This is a genomic window from Rhodococcus sp. Leaf278, from assembly GCF_001426085.1.
In the GTDB taxonomy this organism is placed as follows: domain Bacteria; phylum Actinomycetota; class Actinomycetes; order Mycobacteriales; family Mycobacteriaceae; genus Rhodococcoides.
The window spans coordinates 129,377-145,248 of record NZ_LMRR01000005.1 but is presented as its reverse complement, the minus strand read 5'-3'; the positions used below and the strand labels follow the sequence as shown (position 1 = coordinate 145,248).

At 64.7% G+C, this 15,872-nt stretch carries 18 protein-coding genes; 3 read left to right on the top strand and 15 right to left on the bottom strand.

What is annotated here, in order from left to right; translation table 11 throughout:
- Positions 1-67: 67 nt before the first annotated feature.
- The 4 genes from ASG84_RS07460 to purL form a co-directional block, all read right to left on the bottom strand.
- On the bottom strand, positions 68-454 hold the full coding sequence (locus tag ASG84_RS07460; RefSeq protein WP_057476369.1) for a sterol carrier family protein: 387 nt from the start codon (positions 452-454) through the stop codon (positions 68-70).
- Positions 455-456: 2 nt separating this feature from the next.
- Positions 457-1,047 (bottom strand): CPBP family intramembrane glutamic endopeptidase, encoded by a 591-nt coding sequence (locus ASG84_RS07455; protein WP_057476368.1) that lies wholly within the window; start codon positions 1,045-1,047, stop codon positions 457-459.
- A complete protein-coding gene (locus tag ASG84_RS07450) occupies positions 1,044-2,771 on the bottom strand; it encodes an alpha/beta hydrolase (protein WP_156399420.1) in 1,728 nt (575 codons plus the stop codon). The genes ASG84_RS07455 and ASG84_RS07450 overlap by 4 nt, the downstream gene beginning before the upstream one ends.
- A gap of 101 nt (positions 2,772-2,872) precedes the next feature.
- Positions 2,873-5,164 carry a phosphoribosylformylglycinamidine synthase subunit PurL gene (purL, locus tag ASG84_RS07445; RefSeq protein WP_057476366.1) on the bottom strand — a complete coding sequence of 764 codons (2,292 nt, stop codon included), beginning with the start codon at positions 5,162-5,164 and terminating at the stop codon, positions 2,873-2,875.
- 103 nt (positions 5,165-5,267) lie between these two features.
- On the opposite strand from purL, the gene ASG84_RS07440 reads away from it, so the two are divergent.
- Complete coding sequence (locus ASG84_RS07440; RefSeq protein WP_235581574.1) at positions 5,268-6,032, top strand: nucleoside phosphorylase; 765 nt, start codon at positions 5,268-5,270, stop codon at positions 6,030-6,032.
- Between the two features lie 293 nt (positions 6,033-6,325).
- Here ASG84_RS07440 and ASG84_RS07435 read toward each other — a convergent pair whose 3' ends face one another.
- Entirely contained in the window at positions 6,326-7,633 is a 1,308-nt protein-coding gene (locus ASG84_RS07435; protein ID WP_057476365.1) for a M18 family aminopeptidase, read from the bottom strand.
- Positions 7,634-7,689: 56 nt separating this feature from the next.
- On the opposite strand from ASG84_RS07435, the gene ASG84_RS07430 reads away from it, so the two are divergent.
- Complete coding sequence (locus ASG84_RS07430; protein ID WP_057476364.1) at positions 7,690-8,580, top strand: hypothetical protein; 891 nt, start codon at positions 7,690-7,692, stop codon at positions 8,578-8,580.
- 25 nt (positions 8,581-8,605) lie between these two features.
- Here the strand turns inward: ASG84_RS07430 and ASG84_RS27370 are convergent, their stop codons facing one another.
- Genes ASG84_RS27370 through purS form a run of 5 tightly spaced genes read right to left on the bottom strand, consistent with a single transcriptional unit; the run spans position 8,606 to position 10,411 of the window.
- Positions 8,606-8,767, bottom strand: coding sequence for a hypothetical protein (locus ASG84_RS27370; protein ID WP_156399415.1), 162 nt, complete (start codon positions 8,765-8,767; stop codon positions 8,606-8,608).
- On the bottom strand, positions 8,764-9,093 hold the full coding sequence (locus ASG84_RS07425; protein ID WP_057476363.1) for a hypothetical protein: 330 nt from the start codon (positions 9,091-9,093) through the stop codon (positions 8,764-8,766). The genes ASG84_RS27370 and ASG84_RS07425 overlap by 4 nt, the downstream gene beginning before the upstream one ends.
- 7 nt (positions 9,094-9,100) lie before the next feature.
- A complete protein-coding gene (locus tag ASG84_RS07420; protein WP_057476362.1) occupies positions 9,101-9,451 on the bottom strand; it encodes a VOC family protein in 351 nt (116 codons plus the stop codon).
- 34 nt (positions 9,452-9,485) lie between these two features.
- Entirely contained in the window at positions 9,486-10,163 is a 678-nt protein-coding gene (purQ, locus tag ASG84_RS07415; protein WP_032376368.1) for a phosphoribosylformylglycinamidine synthase subunit PurQ, read from the bottom strand.
- Entirely contained in the window at positions 10,160-10,411 is a 252-nt protein-coding gene (gene purS, locus ASG84_RS07410; RefSeq protein ID WP_032376367.1) for a phosphoribosylformylglycinamidine synthase subunit PurS, read from the bottom strand. The genes purQ and purS overlap by 4 nt, the downstream gene beginning before the upstream one ends.
- A gap of 100 nt (positions 10,412-10,511) precedes the next feature.
- On the opposite strand from purS, the gene ASG84_RS07405 reads away from it, so the two are divergent.
- Entirely contained in the window at positions 10,512-11,150 is a 639-nt protein-coding gene (locus ASG84_RS07405; RefSeq protein ID WP_057476361.1) for an MBL fold metallo-hydrolase, read from the top strand.
- Here the strand turns inward: ASG84_RS07405 and ASG84_RS07400 are convergent.
- The 5 genes from ASG84_RS07400 to ASG84_RS07380 form a co-directional block, all read right to left on the bottom strand.
- On the bottom strand, positions 11,147-11,806 hold the full coding sequence (locus tag ASG84_RS07400) for an LppP/LprE family lipoprotein (RefSeq protein ID WP_057476360.1): 660 nt from the start codon (positions 11,804-11,806) through the stop codon (positions 11,147-11,149). The two genes, ASG84_RS07405 and ASG84_RS07400, sit on opposite strands and share 4 nt — an antisense overlap.
- 193 nt (positions 11,807-11,999) lie before the next feature.
- Positions 12,000-12,818 carry a hydroxyethylthiazole kinase gene (gene thiM / locus ASG84_RS07395; protein ID WP_057476359.1) on the bottom strand — a complete coding sequence of 273 codons (819 nt, stop codon included), beginning with the start codon at positions 12,816-12,818 and terminating at the stop codon, positions 12,000-12,002.
- A 174-nt stretch (positions 12,819-12,992) separates the two neighbouring features.
- Positions 12,993-13,694: a DUF2334 domain-containing protein gene (locus ASG84_RS07390; RefSeq protein WP_057476406.1), complete on the bottom strand. Its 702-nt coding sequence runs from the start codon at positions 13,692-13,694 to the stop codon at positions 12,993-12,995.
- A 55-nt stretch (positions 13,695-13,749) separates the two neighbouring features.
- Positions 13,750-14,259 carry a glutathione peroxidase gene (locus ASG84_RS07385; RefSeq protein ID WP_420030309.1) on the bottom strand — a complete coding sequence of 170 codons (510 nt, stop codon included), beginning with the start codon at positions 14,257-14,259 and terminating at the stop codon, positions 13,750-13,752.
- 130 nt (positions 14,260-14,389) lie between these two features.
- On the bottom strand, positions 14,390-15,784 hold the full coding sequence (locus tag ASG84_RS07380) for a cation:dicarboxylate symporter family transporter (protein ID WP_057476357.1): 1,395 nt from the start codon (positions 15,782-15,784) through the stop codon (positions 14,390-14,392).
- Positions 15,785-15,872: the final 88 nt, after the last annotated feature.

Below are 15,872 nucleotides of genomic sequence, written 5' to 3'. Positions count from 1 at the left end.
GCCGGAGTCAACGCATCGTGTGGACGGGAGATTCCCACCAGGTGAACGAGTGTCCGATTCGCTTCCGTCACCTGATGGACAGCAGCGGCAGCCAGCGACCTACTTCGGCTGCTCTGCTGCCGGACGCATCGATGGAACCGTCGGCGAGAGCCTCGTCGAAATCGCGGGTTCCGGTGACCACCTGCAACCACGTCAGAGCATCGGTTTCGACGACATTGGGCGGAGTTCCCCGAGTATGCCGAGGCCCGACGATGCACTGCACCGCAACGAACGGCGGTACCCGCACCTCCACCGAGGATCCGGGCGCATTCTGGCCGAGAGTTCTGGCGGTGGTGCGTACCGCCGCGGCGATCTGTGCGCGAGCCGGTTTGTCCGCCTCACCCTTGATCCACTCCGCCACGGCCAGTACCGCGTCGCGCACCTCGGCGGGACTGACTTCCTTGTGCGGTGGCACTGCTACCGACCCCTCTCGTTCGCAGCGAGACGCGCCAGCACAGCGCCGCTCGCGTTGAGGAAATAGTGCAGCAGTGCCGGGGCGAGCACGCTCCCACTGCGGGCCCTGAGCCAGGAGAAGACAACGCCGGCCGAGGTCGTCGCCAGTACCGTCCCGACCACGGTGTCTCCGGCAGCGCGGGCCGGGTGAATGTGCCACAGGCCGAAGAAGATCGGCGACAGGGTGGGCGACGCAGCGTCGAGGACACCGCGGAACAGCAACTCCTCGGTGAGCACCGTTCCCACGGGAATGCGAAACAGCACCCACTCGGCCAGCTCGTCATCGGACGGCCGGACCCGGCGGCGCAGCGCCGGAACTGCCGCGACGACGGCAGATCCGAGAACAGGAACGGCCGACGCCGCCGCGCCCCACTTCAGTCCGGCAGCAGCGTTGCGCAGACCGAGCTCGTTCGCGCTCGTTCGGGACAGTGCAGCCACACCCACTGCGAACGAGGCATTGGCCACCGCCCGCGCACGGGCATCGAGACCGAGCGCCGGGAGGAGGTAGGTACTCCACACCGTGGTCGCGAGTCCGGTTGCCAGCGCGGCTTTCACTTCTCGGGACCGTCTCGCCCGGCGAATTGCTCCATGACTCCGCGCACTCGTTCGGTGTCGCGATCGGTCCAGCCCTCGGGCGCGGCAACGGCGACCCAGCCGTCGAGCACCAGGGTTCCGTAGTTGTGGCCGTGTCCGTCGGGGACGCCCGCAGCGTTGGTCAGGTCGGCTGCCACCTGCCAGAACGTGACGACCGGGAACCAGCGCATGCTGGGCAGTCGGTCCGGCCCCGGTGGTTCGGACAGCCAGTCGGGACGCTCGAACAGCAGATCGGGCGACCACCAGACCACCGGATCCGACGCGTGCTGGACGTAGAGGATCCGTGGTGCGTACCAGGGTTGGTCCTCCGGCGGGATGCCCGACGAGTTGTCGGCGAAGCGCACCGTCAGACCCTCTGAGTAGACCGGCCGGACCTCGGGACTTCCCGGGTCGCGTCGGCTGACGAACTGACTCCAGATGCGGTTGTTGTTCGGCGGTCCGACCCACAGGACTCCATCGGTGGTGGCCCTGATGTCCGCCAAGCCGTCGAAGGCACCCTCGCCCGCCTGGGTACCGAGGCTCTCGCCGTAGACGTAGAACTTGGGGCGCGTGGCCTCCGGCTCCTGCAGCCAGCGATCGTGCACCTTGTCGATGAGCGCTTTGCCGGCCTGAGCCGCTTTGTCGCCCTCGGCGATGAACGAGATCCAGCTGGGCAGATACGAATACTGCGATGCGACGGTGGCGACATCGCCGTCGAACATGAGCTCTTCCGCTTCGATGGCGGTGGGATTGACCCAACCGGTGCCCGTGGTCGGAACGACGATGAGGGCTTTGCGCTGGAAGGCCCCGGTGCGTTCGAGTTCGGCCACCACGATGTCGAGCCGTTCGTCCTGGGTCTCCGCGGTTTCCAATCCCGCGTATGCCCTGATGGGCTCGAGGCTCGGACGGCCCGTGGCTCGTTCCATCTCGTCGGCGCGCAGACCGCTGGAGACGAAGTTACGACCCTCGAAACCCAGGGTGTCCCAGGGAGCCAACGAGTCCGGGCTGCCGGATCGCTCGTCGGCGACGGGTTGTTCTGCCCCGTCCCGAGTTTCGTCGTTCTGCAGACTGAATGCCGAATTGGTGACCGCCGAGACCGCACGCAGCAGCACGCCCTGAACCAGAGCGACGGACAACACGACGAGAACGACGACCCCGAGTGCGTTGGCCACTTCGCGGGGCATCTTCACGACGCGGTTGATCTGACGGGCGAGCAGCCGAACGAGGTCGCGCAACACCCGCGACAACGAAATCAGCAGCGCCGCAATGGCAATGCTGAGCGCACCGGTGCGCAGGTAACCCGTTGTGGTGGTGCCCTCGGCGTCCATCAACGCGGCGAGCTCGCGCTGCCACTGCGCCGAGATCGCCAGCATGACCATCGATGCGGCGACGGCCAGGACGGGTACCGCAACCTTGACGGCGAGTTCGACCTTGCGGGGCAACGGCCACCACGACCGCGAGGCGAGCCACCATCGAGCGACTGCCCATCCGACAGCTACGCCGAACGCGTAACCGATGGCCGCGTTGATTCCGCCGATGATGCCCTGGAACAGCCATCCACGCGGGAGCAGGGACGGCGTGAGCGACCAGCAGAAGAACAACGCGCTGAAGGCGATTCCGGTGAAGTCGAGGCGCAACAGGCCCCACGCCCACATGACGAACGGATGCTTGTCGGGTGAGGGAACCGAGAATTCCAGGTTCGGCAGGTGGTACCGATGATGCTGATCCTGCTCGAGTTCGGCGTCGACTTCTCTGTCGTGCCGCTTCGATGCCTGCTCCCCGACCGATGTCTGTCCCCCCACCTCGGTCAGCCGAAAAGTCTGGGGAGAGTGCTTTCGAACGTCTCACGCAGTTCCGCCATCGGGACGGAGAACTGCCCTTGCACCTCGATCGAATCCGAACCTTCGTCGACAACGCCGATGCGCGTCCACGGCAGACTGCGGGCGGTGCACATACCGGTGAAACGGGTCTCTTCCGTGCGCGGAACTGCGACCAGTACACGACCCGACGACTCCGAGAACAGCGTGACGAACGGATCGGCACCCTCGGGAACGATGATGCGGCAACCGGTTTCACCAGCCAGGGCCGCTTCGACCACGGCCTGCGCAAGACCACCCTCGGACAGGTCGTGAGCCGCCGAGACCAGTCCGTCGCGCGAGGACGACAGCAGAATGTCGGCCAGCAATTGCTCGCGAGCAAGATCGACCTTGGGCGGGACGCCGCCGAGGTGATCGTGTTCGACCTGCGACCAGATGGATCCGTCGAATTCGTCGTGGGTCTCACCCAGCAGGATCAGCGTCTCGCCGGGCTCGAGTCCGAGGCCGGTCGGGATACGGCGATGCACGTCGTCGATCACGCCGAGTACACCGACCACCGGCGTCGGCAGGATCGGCTCGGCACCGGTCTGGTTGTAGAAGCTGACGTTGCCTCCGGTGACCGGAATGCCGAGGGTGACACAGCCGTCGGCCAGCCCGCGGACGGCTTGCTGGAACTGCCACATGACGCCCGGATCCTCGGGCGAGCCGAAGTTCAGGCAGTTGGTGACGGCCTTGGGCGTCGCACCGGTGACCGCGACGTTGCGGAACGCCTCGGCGAGCGCGAGCTGCGCACCCTGGTAGGGATCGAGTGCGGTGTAGCGACCCGACGCGTCGGTGGCCAAAGCGATTCCACGCCCGGTCTTTTCGTCGATTCGGATCACGCCGGCATCGGCGTTCTCAGCCAGGACGGTGTTGCCGCGCACGTAGCGGTCGTACTGCTCGGTGATGAATCGACGGCTGCACAACTGCGGCGAGCCGATCATCTTCAGCAGCGTCGCCCGCAGTTCGTCCCCGGTTTCCGGGCGCTGCAGCGACGCTGTGGTGTTCGCGATCAGCGCGTCCTGGGTGTCCGGACGCTGGACCGGGCGGTTGTACACCGGTCCTTCGTGCGCGACGGTCTTCGGCGGAACATCGACGACGGTGTCGCCGTGCCAGGTGATCTGCAGATGCTCACCGTCGGTGACCTCACCGATGACGGTGGCCAGCACGTCCCATTTCTTGCAGACGGCCATGAACGCGTCGACGTTCTCGGGCGTCACCACGGCGCACATACGCTCCTGGGATTCGCTCGACAGCACCTCCGCGGGCGTCATGCCGGTGGCGCGCATCGGCACCTTCTCCAGCTCGATGTGCATGCCGCCACTACCCGCCGAGGCGAGTTCGGAAGTAGCACAGGACAATCCAGCACCGCCGAGGTCTTGGATGCCGACTACCAACTTGTTCGAGTACAGCTCGAGGCAGGCTTCGATGAGCACCTTCTCGGTGAACGGATCGCCCACCTGCACGGCAGGCAATTTCTTTCTGCCGCCACCGGTCTCGTCACCGTCGAAGGTCTCCGACGCGAGCACGGACACGCCACCGATGCCGTCGAGACCGGTTCGGGCACCGAACAGAATGATCTTGTTACCCAGACCCGACGCGAAGGCCAGGTGCATGTCCTCGACGCGCATGACGCCGGCGCACAGGGCGTTGAGCAGAGGATTACCGGCGTAGGAGGCGTCGAACACCGTCTCGCCGCCGATGTTCGGTAGGCCAAGGGAGTTTCCGTACCCGCCGACGCCTGCGACGATGCCGCTCAGGACACGGCGCGTGTCGGGTGCATCGGCAGCACCGAAACGCAGCTGGTCCATGACGGCGATCGGGCGCGCACCCATGGCCATGATGTCGCGGACGATGCCGCCGACACCCGTTGCGGCGCCCTGATAGGGCTCGACGTACGACGGGTGATTGTGGCTCTCGACCTTGAACGTGACGGCCCAACCGTCACCGACGTCGACGACGCCCGCGTTCTCTCCGATGCCGGCGAGCATCGGCTTGCGCATCTCGTCGGTGGTGGTCTCGCCGAAGTACTTCAGGTGCACCTTGGAGGACTTGTACGAGCAGTGCTCGCTCCACATGACGGAGTACATCGCCAGTTCGGCATCGGTGGGCCGACGGCCGAGAATTTCCTTGATGCGGACGTATTCGTCGTCCTTGAGTCCGAGTTCCTTGTACGGCTGCGCAACGTCGGGGGTGGCGACGGCGTTGGAGACAGTGTCTGTGGGTACAGAGCTAGCGGACACGAGGAATAGGTCCCTTCGATGGAGCGAAATGCCAGGGGAAGTCTATAAGGTGCTGCCGACATGTACGGCATCGGACGGTTCGGCCTCGTGCGAACATCACCTGATGGACATCGCACTGACCGAGGACGATCTGGACGAAACGGGCGTCATCGACCCGTCGATGGTGGCCAAGGGAGTCGACGTTCCGCCGAAAGCCGTCGTCTGTTTCTTCTCCGAGGTGATCGAGAGCATCTGCGCGAAGGGCGACGCCCGAGTCGTCTCGATCATGCGCTCCGAGCACGGCGAACATCCCGTCTACGAGATCGAACGAGGCGGACAGAAGCTCGCCGTCTTCCATCCCGGCGTCGGAGCGCCACTGGCCGCACTGTTCCTCGAAGAAGCCATAGCTATGGGCTGCACACAGTTCGTGGCCGTCGGCGGCGCGGGAGCACTCTCCGACGACCTCGGCATGGGACACGTCATGGTGGTCGACAGCGCCCTTCGCGACGAGGGCACCTCGTTCCACTACCTGCCGCCGGGACGGGTGGTCGACGCCGATCCGGCAGGCGTGGCCGTGCTGCAGTCCGTACTGACCGACGCTGGAGTCGACTTCGTCACCGGCCGATCCTGGACGACGGATGCGCTCTACCGGGAGACCCGTGCCCGCGTTTCCCGCCGTGTCGAGGAGGGCTGCCGAACCGTCGACATGGAAGCCTCGGCCTTCTGCGCCGTTGCCCAGTTCCGCGGGGTGCGATTCGCGCAACTGCTGTACGCGGGCGATTCCCTGGCCGCCGACTGGGATCACCGCGGTTGGACCAAGGCGACAACAGTGCGCGAACAGTTGTTCTGGCTTGCGGCGGATGCGTGCCTGCAACTCGATCCGGTCTAGGTTTTCGGCCCACCCCCCGGATCTCGCAAACGCGCTCGCGTTTGCCAGACGCGAGCCGAATAGCCCCGGAATCGGGCACGAAACTCCGCGCACCTGACGAATGCGCGCGCGTTTGCGATTGCCGAACGATGATCACGAGCTCCGCGGTCCAAGGCGCACCGACATTCGACGTCCGCCCCCCGGATCTGGCAAACGCTCGCGTTTGCCAGACGCGAGCCGAATTGCCCCGGAATCGGGCACGAAACTCTGCGCACCTGACGAATGCGCGCGCGTTTGCGACGGACTGAACGGGCTCAGGCAGGGGCGAGGAAGGCCGCCAGCGCGTCGGCGTAGGACTTCACGTCGGCGGCTCCCATCAACTCTCGCGACGAGTGCATGGCCAACTGCGCTGCGCCGACGTCCACTGTCGACAACCCCGTGCGTGACGCGGTGATCGGCCCGATGGTCGATCCGCAAGGCAGGTCCGCACGATGTACGTAGCGCTGCAACGGAACTCCGGCCTGATCGCAGGCGAGTGCGAATGCACCTGCACCCGCGGAATCCGTTGCATAGCGGAGGTTCTGGTTGACTTTGAGCACCGGTCCCCCGCCGAGCTCGATGCGATGTGCCGGCTCGTGCCGGTCCGGGTAATTGGGGTGCGTCGCGTGCGCCATATCGCCTGAGGCACAGATGGATCCGGCCATCGTGCGCAGGAACTCCTCCCGGCCACCGCCGCGTCCGAGCACGATGCGCTCGAGCACGGTGTTCAGCAGATCCGAGAACGCACCGCGATCCGACATGCTGCCGACTTCCTCGTGATCGAACAGGGCCAGCACGGGCGTGACATCGGTCGGATTATCCACTGCTGCAAGCAAAGCCTGGGTCCCGGCGTAACAGGTACCCTGATTGTCCAGACGCGGCGCACTGACCAGCTCGGACTCGACGCCCACGATGGCGCTGGGTGCGAGGTCGTGGGTCATCAGTTCCCAACCCAGAACCGAATGCGGGTCGACGCCTTCTCTCTCGGCGACGTAGGCGATGAAAGACTTCGGCGAATTACCCACGCCCCAAATGGCATTGACGTGCCGTTGCGGGTCCAGAGTGACACCCTTGCGGTCCTCGGACAGGTGGATCGCCAGCTGCGGGACTCGCAGAATCGGCTCGTCCACCTTGACGAGCACTTCGCGCGCAGCGTTGCCGTCACGCACACTCAGCCGGCCGGAGATACCAAGATCGCGGTCGAGCCAGGAGTTGAGCCACGCGCCGCCGTACGGTTCGAGACCCACCATCTGCCAGCCTGCGGATTGCAGATCGGGATGCTGCTTCACGCGGAGGTTCGGGCTGTCGGTGTGCCCGCCGACGATGCGGAACGGGCCCTCAGGAGTGGAGCCTGCGGAACGACCCGAATTGCCCGTCTCGGTACTCCAGGCGACGAGTGAACCTCCGCGGATCAGGTAGTAGCGACCTGGTTCGGTCGGCCAGGCGTCGATCTCGTCGAGCTGGACGAAACCGGCCTCCTCGAGCTGCACCGAAACCGTGTTGCAGACGTGGAATGGCGACGGCGACACGTCGACGAAGTTGCAGAGACCGGTTGCAGAAGCGTTGGACGACATGGGAACCATTGTGGCAGCCACCGCGTCGAACGCATCAAGAGCACACACCGACTCGGGGGAACACCATGAAATTTCAGTCCTTGCCGAACTACGGCGCAGTTCACGCAACGACATTCGCGATCGTGCGGATGAAGACGATCGAAGCATTCCGAAAGCGCGGGGTGGTGGTTCACCGCAAGGATGCAACAACATTGGCGGCGGGATCAGGCCCGCACTTTCCACTGGAGAACCTCTTCGCCCGATGCTCGGGGGCAAGCAGATCGGCGTGGGACAGCATCATCGACGGCCATGTCGACGTCATGATCGAGGTGATGCGCGAAGCCGACCCGACGTTCATCACCTCGTTGCCGGACGACGAGTTCCACTCGAGGTTGCGCGAGCGCATCGTCCCACCGTCCGCACTCGAAGCAATGGCGGAATACGACTACTCGGTCCCGCTGCTCGACGCACCGGACGCACCCAGACGTGTACTGAACCTATCGTCTCCTAATCGAGCGCTGACGCTCGCCGATCGGCATCTCGTCGGCCGAGACATGAACGCCGCCTGGGCTGCCGGCCGAAGAAACACCGCAGCGCTGAAGTTCGAGGACGGCCGAATCCTCAGCAGAAACAGCATCGACATCGAGGTCCTCAGCGGCGATTCGATCTACCTCGCGTCGAAGGTTGCCGACATGACCACGCTGATCTCCACACACCTCGGCGAGTGTCTGTACGGCGTATTGTTTGTCGTTCCCAATGCCTACGAGTTCATTTTTCACCGGCCGCGCAACGCCGATGTGGCGCTCGCGGCCGCAGCCGAGCTCGCCGATCTGGCAGATATGTTCACTCGTGACACGCCGAGCCCACTGTCGCGCTCGGTGTTCTTCTGGCGAGACGGCGAGTACTGCGACGTATCGCACGGGCCAACGGGCATCTTCGCCTCAACCTTGACGGAGTTGCGAGCGCGCGCGGCCTGACCGCGATCACGTGCCGGTAGACCCGCTATTCGGGCGGCGGGGTGGTCGGCCGTCCCGCTGCGGCGTCGCGAATCCAGTCGGGTACGGGTTGATGATCGCGTTCGGCCATGGTGATGTATGCGCGGGCAGCGGCAGCGGCGACCGTCGGCCGTGGTGCTTTGATGTTGCGTGCGTCGGTACTGGTCATCGCGGGTCCTCCTGCTCGCTCTCACCGTCAGTGTCCTCGGTTTCGTGCGGTTGTGCCAGTGCGCGACGTGCAGATCGGCCCGCCACGGCCAGCAGCACCTTGCGTTCGGCGCTGGTGATGAGCGGGGAGTCGGTGACCGTCGCAAAGACGTCCCAGCCGAGCTCCGCTTCATCATCACTGTCGCTGACGGTGTGGTCGAGGCACCAGGCGATCCGCTGCCAGGCCTGGGCCCGTTTATCGGCAACGGTGCGCTGACGAATGGTGAGAGCGACTCCGACGACGGCGAGTACACCGACCACGAGAGTCACCCATGCCTGAGCCGGCATTCGGCGCTCAGTGCGAACCGGACACGCAGAACACGTTGCCGTCGGGGTCGCTCAGCGTCACCCAGCGAAAGTCGCCCATGGCGTGTTGCGCAACCTCGCTTGCACCGGCTTCGACCAGGCGCGCAACCTCACCGTCGAGGTTCGCGGTCGTCATGTCGAGGTGGATACGGTTCTTTCCGGGAGTCGGGTCGTCGATCTTCTGAAACGCCAATCGATACGGTGTCGCAGCGAGTTCGACGACGTAGAACCAGCCGTCGTTCTCCTCTACGATCGACCCATCGACCTGCGCCGCCCACCAGCGTGCGAGCGGTCCCGGATCGGTGGTGTCGAACGTGATCATGCCCAGCGTCAGTGTCATGGCGGCACAGTAGCCGCGGCCACCGACATGAAACTCAGGCGTTGACGATCGTGTCCAGTGCCGAATAGAAGATGCCCAGGCCGTCGTCGCTCGGCCCGGTCAGCGGCTCGGTGGCGTGTTCGGGGTGCGGCATCAGACCGACGACCCGACCGTTGGCCGAGGAGATGCCGGCGATCCCCCGCTGCGATCCGTTCGGGTTGGTACCGCTGTAGCGGAACACGACGCGACCCTCGCCCTCGAGCTCGTCGAGCACGTTCTGCGGTGCTTGGAATCTTCCCTCGGCATTCTTGACCGGGATCAGAATCTCGGCACCGGGCTCGTATCGCGACGACCACGCGGTGTCGGTGTTCTCCACTGCCAGCCATTGATCACGGCAGACGAAGTGCAGGCCTTCGTTGCGGGTGAGCGCACCGGGTAGCAGCCCCACCTCGCAGAGCACCTGAAAGCCGTTGCAGATCCCGAGAACCGGCATACCGCCCTCGGCTGCCTTCACGACGGACTCCATCACGGGAGCGAAGCGTGCGATTGCGCCGGCCCGCAGGTAGTCGCCGTAGGAGAATCCGCCGGGGACGACGATGGCGTCGACGTTCTTCAGGTCGGCGTCGGCGTGCCACAGGCTGACGGCTTCTCCGCCGGCGAGGGTGACTGCGCGGGAGGCGTCGACGTCGTCGAGGGTCCCGGGGAAGGTGATGACTCCGATACGGGCGCTCATGCGGCGGGCTCTACCGACACACGAGTGACCGTCCAGTCTTCGATGACCGTGTTTGCCAGCAGTGATTCTGCGATCTTCTCCAGCTCGGCGTCGTCCACGGAGTCGTCGACCTCGAGCTCGAAACGCTTGCCCTGTCGCACGTCGGATACACCGGAGATACCCAGACGGCCCAGCGCGCCCGCGATCGCTTGACCCTGCGGATCGAGAATCTCGGCCTTGGGCATGACATCGACAACGACTCGGGCCACGAAAGCGCTCCTTGAAATACGTACAGCAAGACAGTTACCGGCAGGTGGGAGTCTACGCAGCCCTGGCGGGAGGCGCGAAACCGCGCTTACTGTGGAGTCCATGCAGCTGACACACTTCGGACATTCCTGCGTTCTCGTCGAACTCAACGGCACCACCGTGCTGTTCGATCCCGGCACGTTCTCCCACGGGTTCGAGGGCATCACCGGACTCGATGCCATCCTCGTCACCCATCAGCACCCGGATCACGTCGATTTGCAACGACTTCCGGCGCTTCTCGAAGCGAATCCGCGAGCGGCACTGCATGCCGATCCGATGACCGCGGGCCAACTGGGCGAGCGGTGGACTGCAGCTCCCGCAGGCGATGCATTCACCGTCGGCGGCATCACGGTCACCGGGGTCGGCGGCACCCACGCCGTCATCCATCCGGAACTGCCGGAGATCGACAACACCGGCTACCTGCTCGGTACTCCCGAGAACCCGGGCCAGCTGTTCCATCCCGGTGACTCACTGTTCGTTCCCGAGCAGCAGGTCGACGTACTCGCTCTTCCCGCGGCCGCACCGTGGTCCAAGCTGTCCGAGACCGTCGAGTTCCTGCGCGCGGTGGCTCCGAAGATGGCGTTCCCCATTCATCAGGCAGTGATTGCCGACCAGGCGACCGGCGCGTACTACGGCCGCTTCAAGGACATGTCCGACGCCGAATTCCGCGAGCTGACCAAGGAATCGGCCGTCTCGATCTAACCGATGACCTCGGGCGGAAGGGTGCCGATCATGGTCACTTGCGTTCCGTCCCACTGGTAGTCGATCGTGGCGGGTCCGCCGGTCGGGTTCGCATTCGCGTCACCGGCGAGTGGCCAGCGGTAGTTGACTGTGATCGTGTCGGCGGACTGGGCCGCCACCGACGTGAACCCGTACGGCTCCAGCGTCGCGGTGCCGAGGTAGTCGGTGTTGTCAAAGAAGAGCAGATGTGTCGGCGAGCTCACCGTTGCCCCGGACGGGAGCGCTTCGACCCAGGTGAACGACGCACACGGGTCGCCCATCCGCGTCGCGACCCACGGTGAATCGGCGAAGACCAGCGGCAGCGAGTTCACGGCTTCGGTCACCGAGCTGGACGACATGTCGAGGCAGGTCACAGGCTCGGTCGCGTCGGGAATGGAGTTGTTCTCGGGAAGCTCTTCGGTGTTCCAATCGATCGGCCCGCTCGGCTCCGCATCCCCTGTGTCGACTGTCGGCCGGCTCGCCTCGGCCTCAGCTTGCGGCTGGTTGGCCTGGGGCAGGACGCTTGCCGGGGGCACAGTAGTCGGCGCAGTAGTGGGCGGCGCTGCGACCGGACCGTCCGAGTTGCCGCACGCGACTAGGGCGAACGCACTGAGGGTGACGAGTAGAAGTCGTTTCATGTAGACCGCCTGGTTCGTATTGTCCGACGCCAGGTATGTCCACTCGCAAACATGTTCCGTTACATCACATTTCGATCAAGGGTCCGTTACCTTCGCAGCGATCTGCATTCTTCGCACCACTACGCGCACTTTTTGCGACCTTCCCGCGGATACTGCGGCACAGTGGAGCACCAGCTGCATACTGGAGCGCGGGTCATTCAGGCCAGCCGATGTCGAGCCGAACCAATTCACGAATTGCCGACTCGTCGACCGTGTCGAGTCCGTCGAGGAACGCAACGGCGAATGATCCCGGCCGCGAGGTCGACCGGGCCGCGATCTCCGACGCCGCCGCGACATGCGCGTGCGCGGCGACGGCACCGATCAGCGCGTTCGGAGCAACCGAACAGTAGGCAGCCGTCAGCGCACCGAGCGCACACCCGGTAGCCGTAACCCGTTGCAGCAGTGCGCTTCCGCCGCCCACCTTCACCATGCCGCCGGGGCCGAGGATGTGATCGGTCTCCCCCGATGCGGCTACCACGTCGGCTCGATCGAGCAGCGAGCGCGCCGCATCAACCGAATCTTCGGCTCGCGCAGACGAATCCACCCCTCTCGATGCGCCCCGAGCACCTGCCAGACCCATAACCTCGGACGCGTTCGCGCGAATGACACTGGGCCGGTTGACAAGTAGCTCGACGGCCACCTGCGTTCGCCACGGCAGACCGCCCGCCCCTACCGGATCGAGTACCCATGGCTTACCCGCGTCCCTCGCAGCGGCCGACGCCAGCCGAGAACTCTCCACCTGCGCTGCCGTCGGGGTCCCCAGGTTGACGAGAACCGCGTCGGCGATACCCGCGAAACCGGCTGCTTCTTCGGGGTTGTCGACCATCGCCGGAGCGGCACCCGCGGCTAACAGCGCATTCGCCACGAACTGAACCGACACGGTGTTGGTCAGGCACTGCACCAGCGGATTGCGTTCACGCATGTGTCGATGTGCGGCAACGATATCGTCCAGGGTCACAGTCGAGGCACTCATTGTTGCGAGTCTACGACCGCGATCACCCCATTCGCGTCAGTAGACCACCCCACCCCCTTCGGATCAATGCGCCTTTCTTGCAATCTGAGTGACTGAAATCCACATTGATCCCAATTGGAGGTACAGAGCAAGCCGGGGGCGGTGCGGGGCGGGAGCGGCGGGTTGGACGGGGCGCTAGGCCACGCGGGCTTTGGTGCGCGGGATCCATTCGTACACGCCGGCTTCGGCTCCGTGGTGGAGGGATAGGTCGATGGCATCGAGGATTGCCTGTCGCGGCCCCGGTCGTCCGAGTTGCTTGGCACTGATGGCCAGGCGCACCACTCCCTCGCGTCGGGCGGTGCGACCCGCGCCGAGTACCAGTGCCTTGAACCACCAGGGTTCGGCTTTGAATCCTTCACCGATTCCCCAGACTCGCGAACGAAGGACGCCGTCGCGGTCGAGGTCGTGAATCCCGTTCAGCGCAGCTAGCATTCGGAATCCTGCATCAGGTAGAGCTTCGACGGCACCGGGTGAGGCGATCCAGCGCGGAGCAGCGAAGATTCGGGTGCGCAGTCCGGTCTGTTCCATCACGCGGTCCGCGGCCATCAGGCGCAGTCGAGCTTCGTGACGTGGCAGAGCGGCGAACTCGGAGCGTCGACGCTTCGTGGCGGCCTGGTCGTATCCGTGCAGAACGATCGCGTCGCCGCCGTCGCGTCGCGCCCGCAACCACTCCTGGGTGGGCACGTCCGCGGCAAGGCGGTATTTGTCTTTCAGTCGCGGTGCGACGAGCAGCGACAGCGGGACGCCGCGCCCGTCCAGGATCCGCGAGAACTCGGCGGCATGCTCGTAGGTGTCGTTCTTGATTCCGCTCACCGACACGATCAGGCGTCCAGACATGACTCGAGCCTCGCACACCAGCGTGAACGAGGCTCGACGTCGATGCAGACAGAAGCTAAACGGCGATCGTTTCCTTCGGGAGGATCTTGTCGATCGCGGCGAGCACCTCGGGAGCGTCCGGCTCGGTGCGCGGACGGAAGCGATCGGTGACGACGCCGTCGGGCGAGATCAGGAACTTCTCGAAGTTCCACTGAACGTCTCCGGCCTTGCCTTCGGCGTCCTCGGTCTTGGTCAGTTCGGCGTACAGCGGGTGCTGGTTGTCACCGTTGACGTCGACCTTCTCGGTCATCGCGAACGTGACGCCGTACGTGGTGGAGCAGAAAGTTTCGATTTCTTCGGCGGTGCCGGGCTCCTGGCCACCGAACTGGTTGCACGGCACTCCGACGACCGAGAGGCCACGGGCCGAGTATTCGTTGGCGAGCTTCTCGAGCTTCTCGTACTGCGGGGTCAGTCCACACTTGGAGGCGACATTGACCACGAGGACGGCCCTTCCGGCGTACTCGTCGAGCGAGGTGGGCGCACCACCCAGCGTGTTGATGCCGATGTTCTGAACTTCAGTCATCACCCGAACTTACCTGTGAGTACCGACAGAATGGAACCGACGTACAAAAGCAAGTACGACCCCGCTGGTGGCGGGGTCGTACTTGCGTTCTTCCGAACCGGGCGACGGGGGGATGCGCGTCGCCCGGCAGGCCCTACGCCTTGGCGGCGTGCTTTTCGATGACGACCTGCTTGTCTGCGGGCTGGTCATCCTCGGGGAGGTGGTCGTCGACCATAGTTGCTTCGTCGAACGGATGCTGGCCGTCCAGCGTTTCCTTGACGCGTCCGGCATCGAGGGTCTTGGTCCAAGTGCCCACGAGCAGGGTCGCCACCGCGTTGCCGGAGAAGTTGGTCAGTGCGCGGGCCTCGGACATGAATCGGTCGATTCCGACGATGAGACCGACGCCGTCCAGCAACTCGGGACGGTGGCTCTGCAGCCCGCCGGCCAAGGTGGCCAAGCCGGCACCGGACACTCCGGCCGCACCCTTCGAGGCGATGATCATGAACAGCAGCAGGGAGAACTGCTCACCGATCGAGAGCGGCATGTTCATGGCGTCGGCGATGAAGATCGAGGCCATCGTCAGGTAGATCGCGGTGCCGTCGAGATTGAACGAGTATCCGGTGGGGACAACGATGCCGACGGTGGTGCGCTCGACTCCGACGTGCTCCATCTTGGCGATCAAACGCGGCAGGGCCGACTCGGAGGAGCTGGTTGCGACAATGAGCAGGTACTCCCGGCCCAGGTACTTCGCCAGCTTGAAGATGGAGAATCCGGTGACGAATCGCAGAATCAGACCCAGGAACCCGAAGACGAAGATGATGCAGGTGATGTAGAAGGCCAGCATCAGCGTGCCGAGCTGGATGACTGCGTCGAACCCGGTCTTGCCGACGACACCAGCGATGGCACCGAAGGCACCGATCGGGGCAAGCCACAGGATCATGGTGAGGATGCGGAAGACAAGCTTCTGCACTGCACCGATGCCTTTGAGGATGCCTTCGCCCTGCTTGCCCATGGCCTGCAGCGCGAAGCCGACCAGGATGGCGACGAAGAGAGTCTGCAGCACGCTACCCGCGGTCAGCGAGGACAACAGTGTGTCCGGGATGATTCCGGCGATGAAGTCCATGGTGCCGCCGGCACCCTCCGCGTCCTCGGCATACTCGGCGCCACCACCAGGAACAATGTTGAGTCCCTCGCCGGGCTGGATGAGGTTGCCGACAACCATGCCAATTCCGAGTGCGATGGTCGACATCGCGATGAAGTAGGCCAGAGCCAGGCCGCCGACGCGACCGACGCTGGCCGCTGCACGAACCGATCCGATACCGAGGACGATGGTGCAGAAGATGACCGGGCTGATCATCATCTTGATCAGGCTGACGAACAGCGTGCCGAGAACCGCCAGCTCGACGCCGAAGTCCTTCCAGATCAGGCCTACGACGACACCGGCGATCACCGCGATGATGACCGCAATGTAGAGCCAGTGAGTCTTGTCGCGCTTCTTCTTGGGCTCGGTGGGCGGGATCTCGTGCCGCTCGCCATCGATGATTGTCATGAATGTTCCTTCTGGGTTCCGGTGAAGCGCGAGTCGAACTGCTGACTTCGTGATTACTGGGAGTGGAGTGAGGTGCATCACCCCTGCT

Excerpts from the sequence above, each read along its gene's own strand:
- ASG84_RS07440 (WP_235581574.1), top strand. The coding sequence starts at position 5,268 with ATGGACATCGCACTGACCGAGGACGATCTGGACGAAACGGGCGTCATC.
- ASG84_RS07435 (WP_057476365.1), bottom strand. The coding sequence starts at position 7,633 with ATGGTTCCCATGTCGTCCAACGCTTCTGCAACCGGTCTCTGCAACTTC.
- ASG84_RS07430 (WP_057476364.1), top strand. The coding sequence starts at position 7,690 with ATGAAATTTCAGTCCTTGCCGAACTACGGCGCAGTTCACGCAACGACA.
- ASG84_RS27370 (WP_156399415.1), bottom strand. The coding sequence starts at position 8,767 with ATGACCAGTACCGACGCACGCAACATCAAAGCACCACGGCCGACGGTC.
- ASG84_RS07425 (WP_057476363.1), bottom strand. The coding sequence starts at position 9,093 with ATGCCGGCTCAGGCATGGGTGACTCTCGTGGTCGGTGTACTCGCCGTC.
- ASG84_RS07420 (WP_057476362.1), bottom strand. The coding sequence starts at position 9,451 with ATGACACTGACGCTGGGCATGATCACGTTCGACACCACCGATCCGGGA.
- purQ (WP_032376368.1), bottom strand. The coding sequence starts at position 10,163 with ATGAGCGCCCGTATCGGAGTCATCACCTTCCCCGGGACCCTCGACGAC.
- ASG84_RS07405 (WP_057476361.1), top strand. The coding sequence starts at position 10,512 with ATGCAGCTGACACACTTCGGACATTCCTGCGTTCTCGTCGAACTCAAC.
- ASG84_RS07400 (WP_057476360.1), bottom strand. The coding sequence starts at position 11,806 with ATGAAACGACTTCTACTCGTCACCCTCAGTGCGTTCGCCCTAGTCGCG.
- thiM (WP_057476359.1), bottom strand. The coding sequence starts at position 12,818 with ATGAGTGCCTCGACTGTGACCCTGGACGATATCGTTGCCGCACATCGA.
- ASG84_RS07390 (WP_057476406.1), bottom strand. The coding sequence starts at position 13,694 with ATGTCTGGACGCCTGATCGTGTCGGTGAGCGGAATCAAGAACGACACC.
- ASG84_RS07380 (WP_057476357.1), bottom strand. The coding sequence starts at position 15,784 with ATGACAATCATCGATGGCGAGCGGCACGAGATCCCGCCCACCGAGCCC.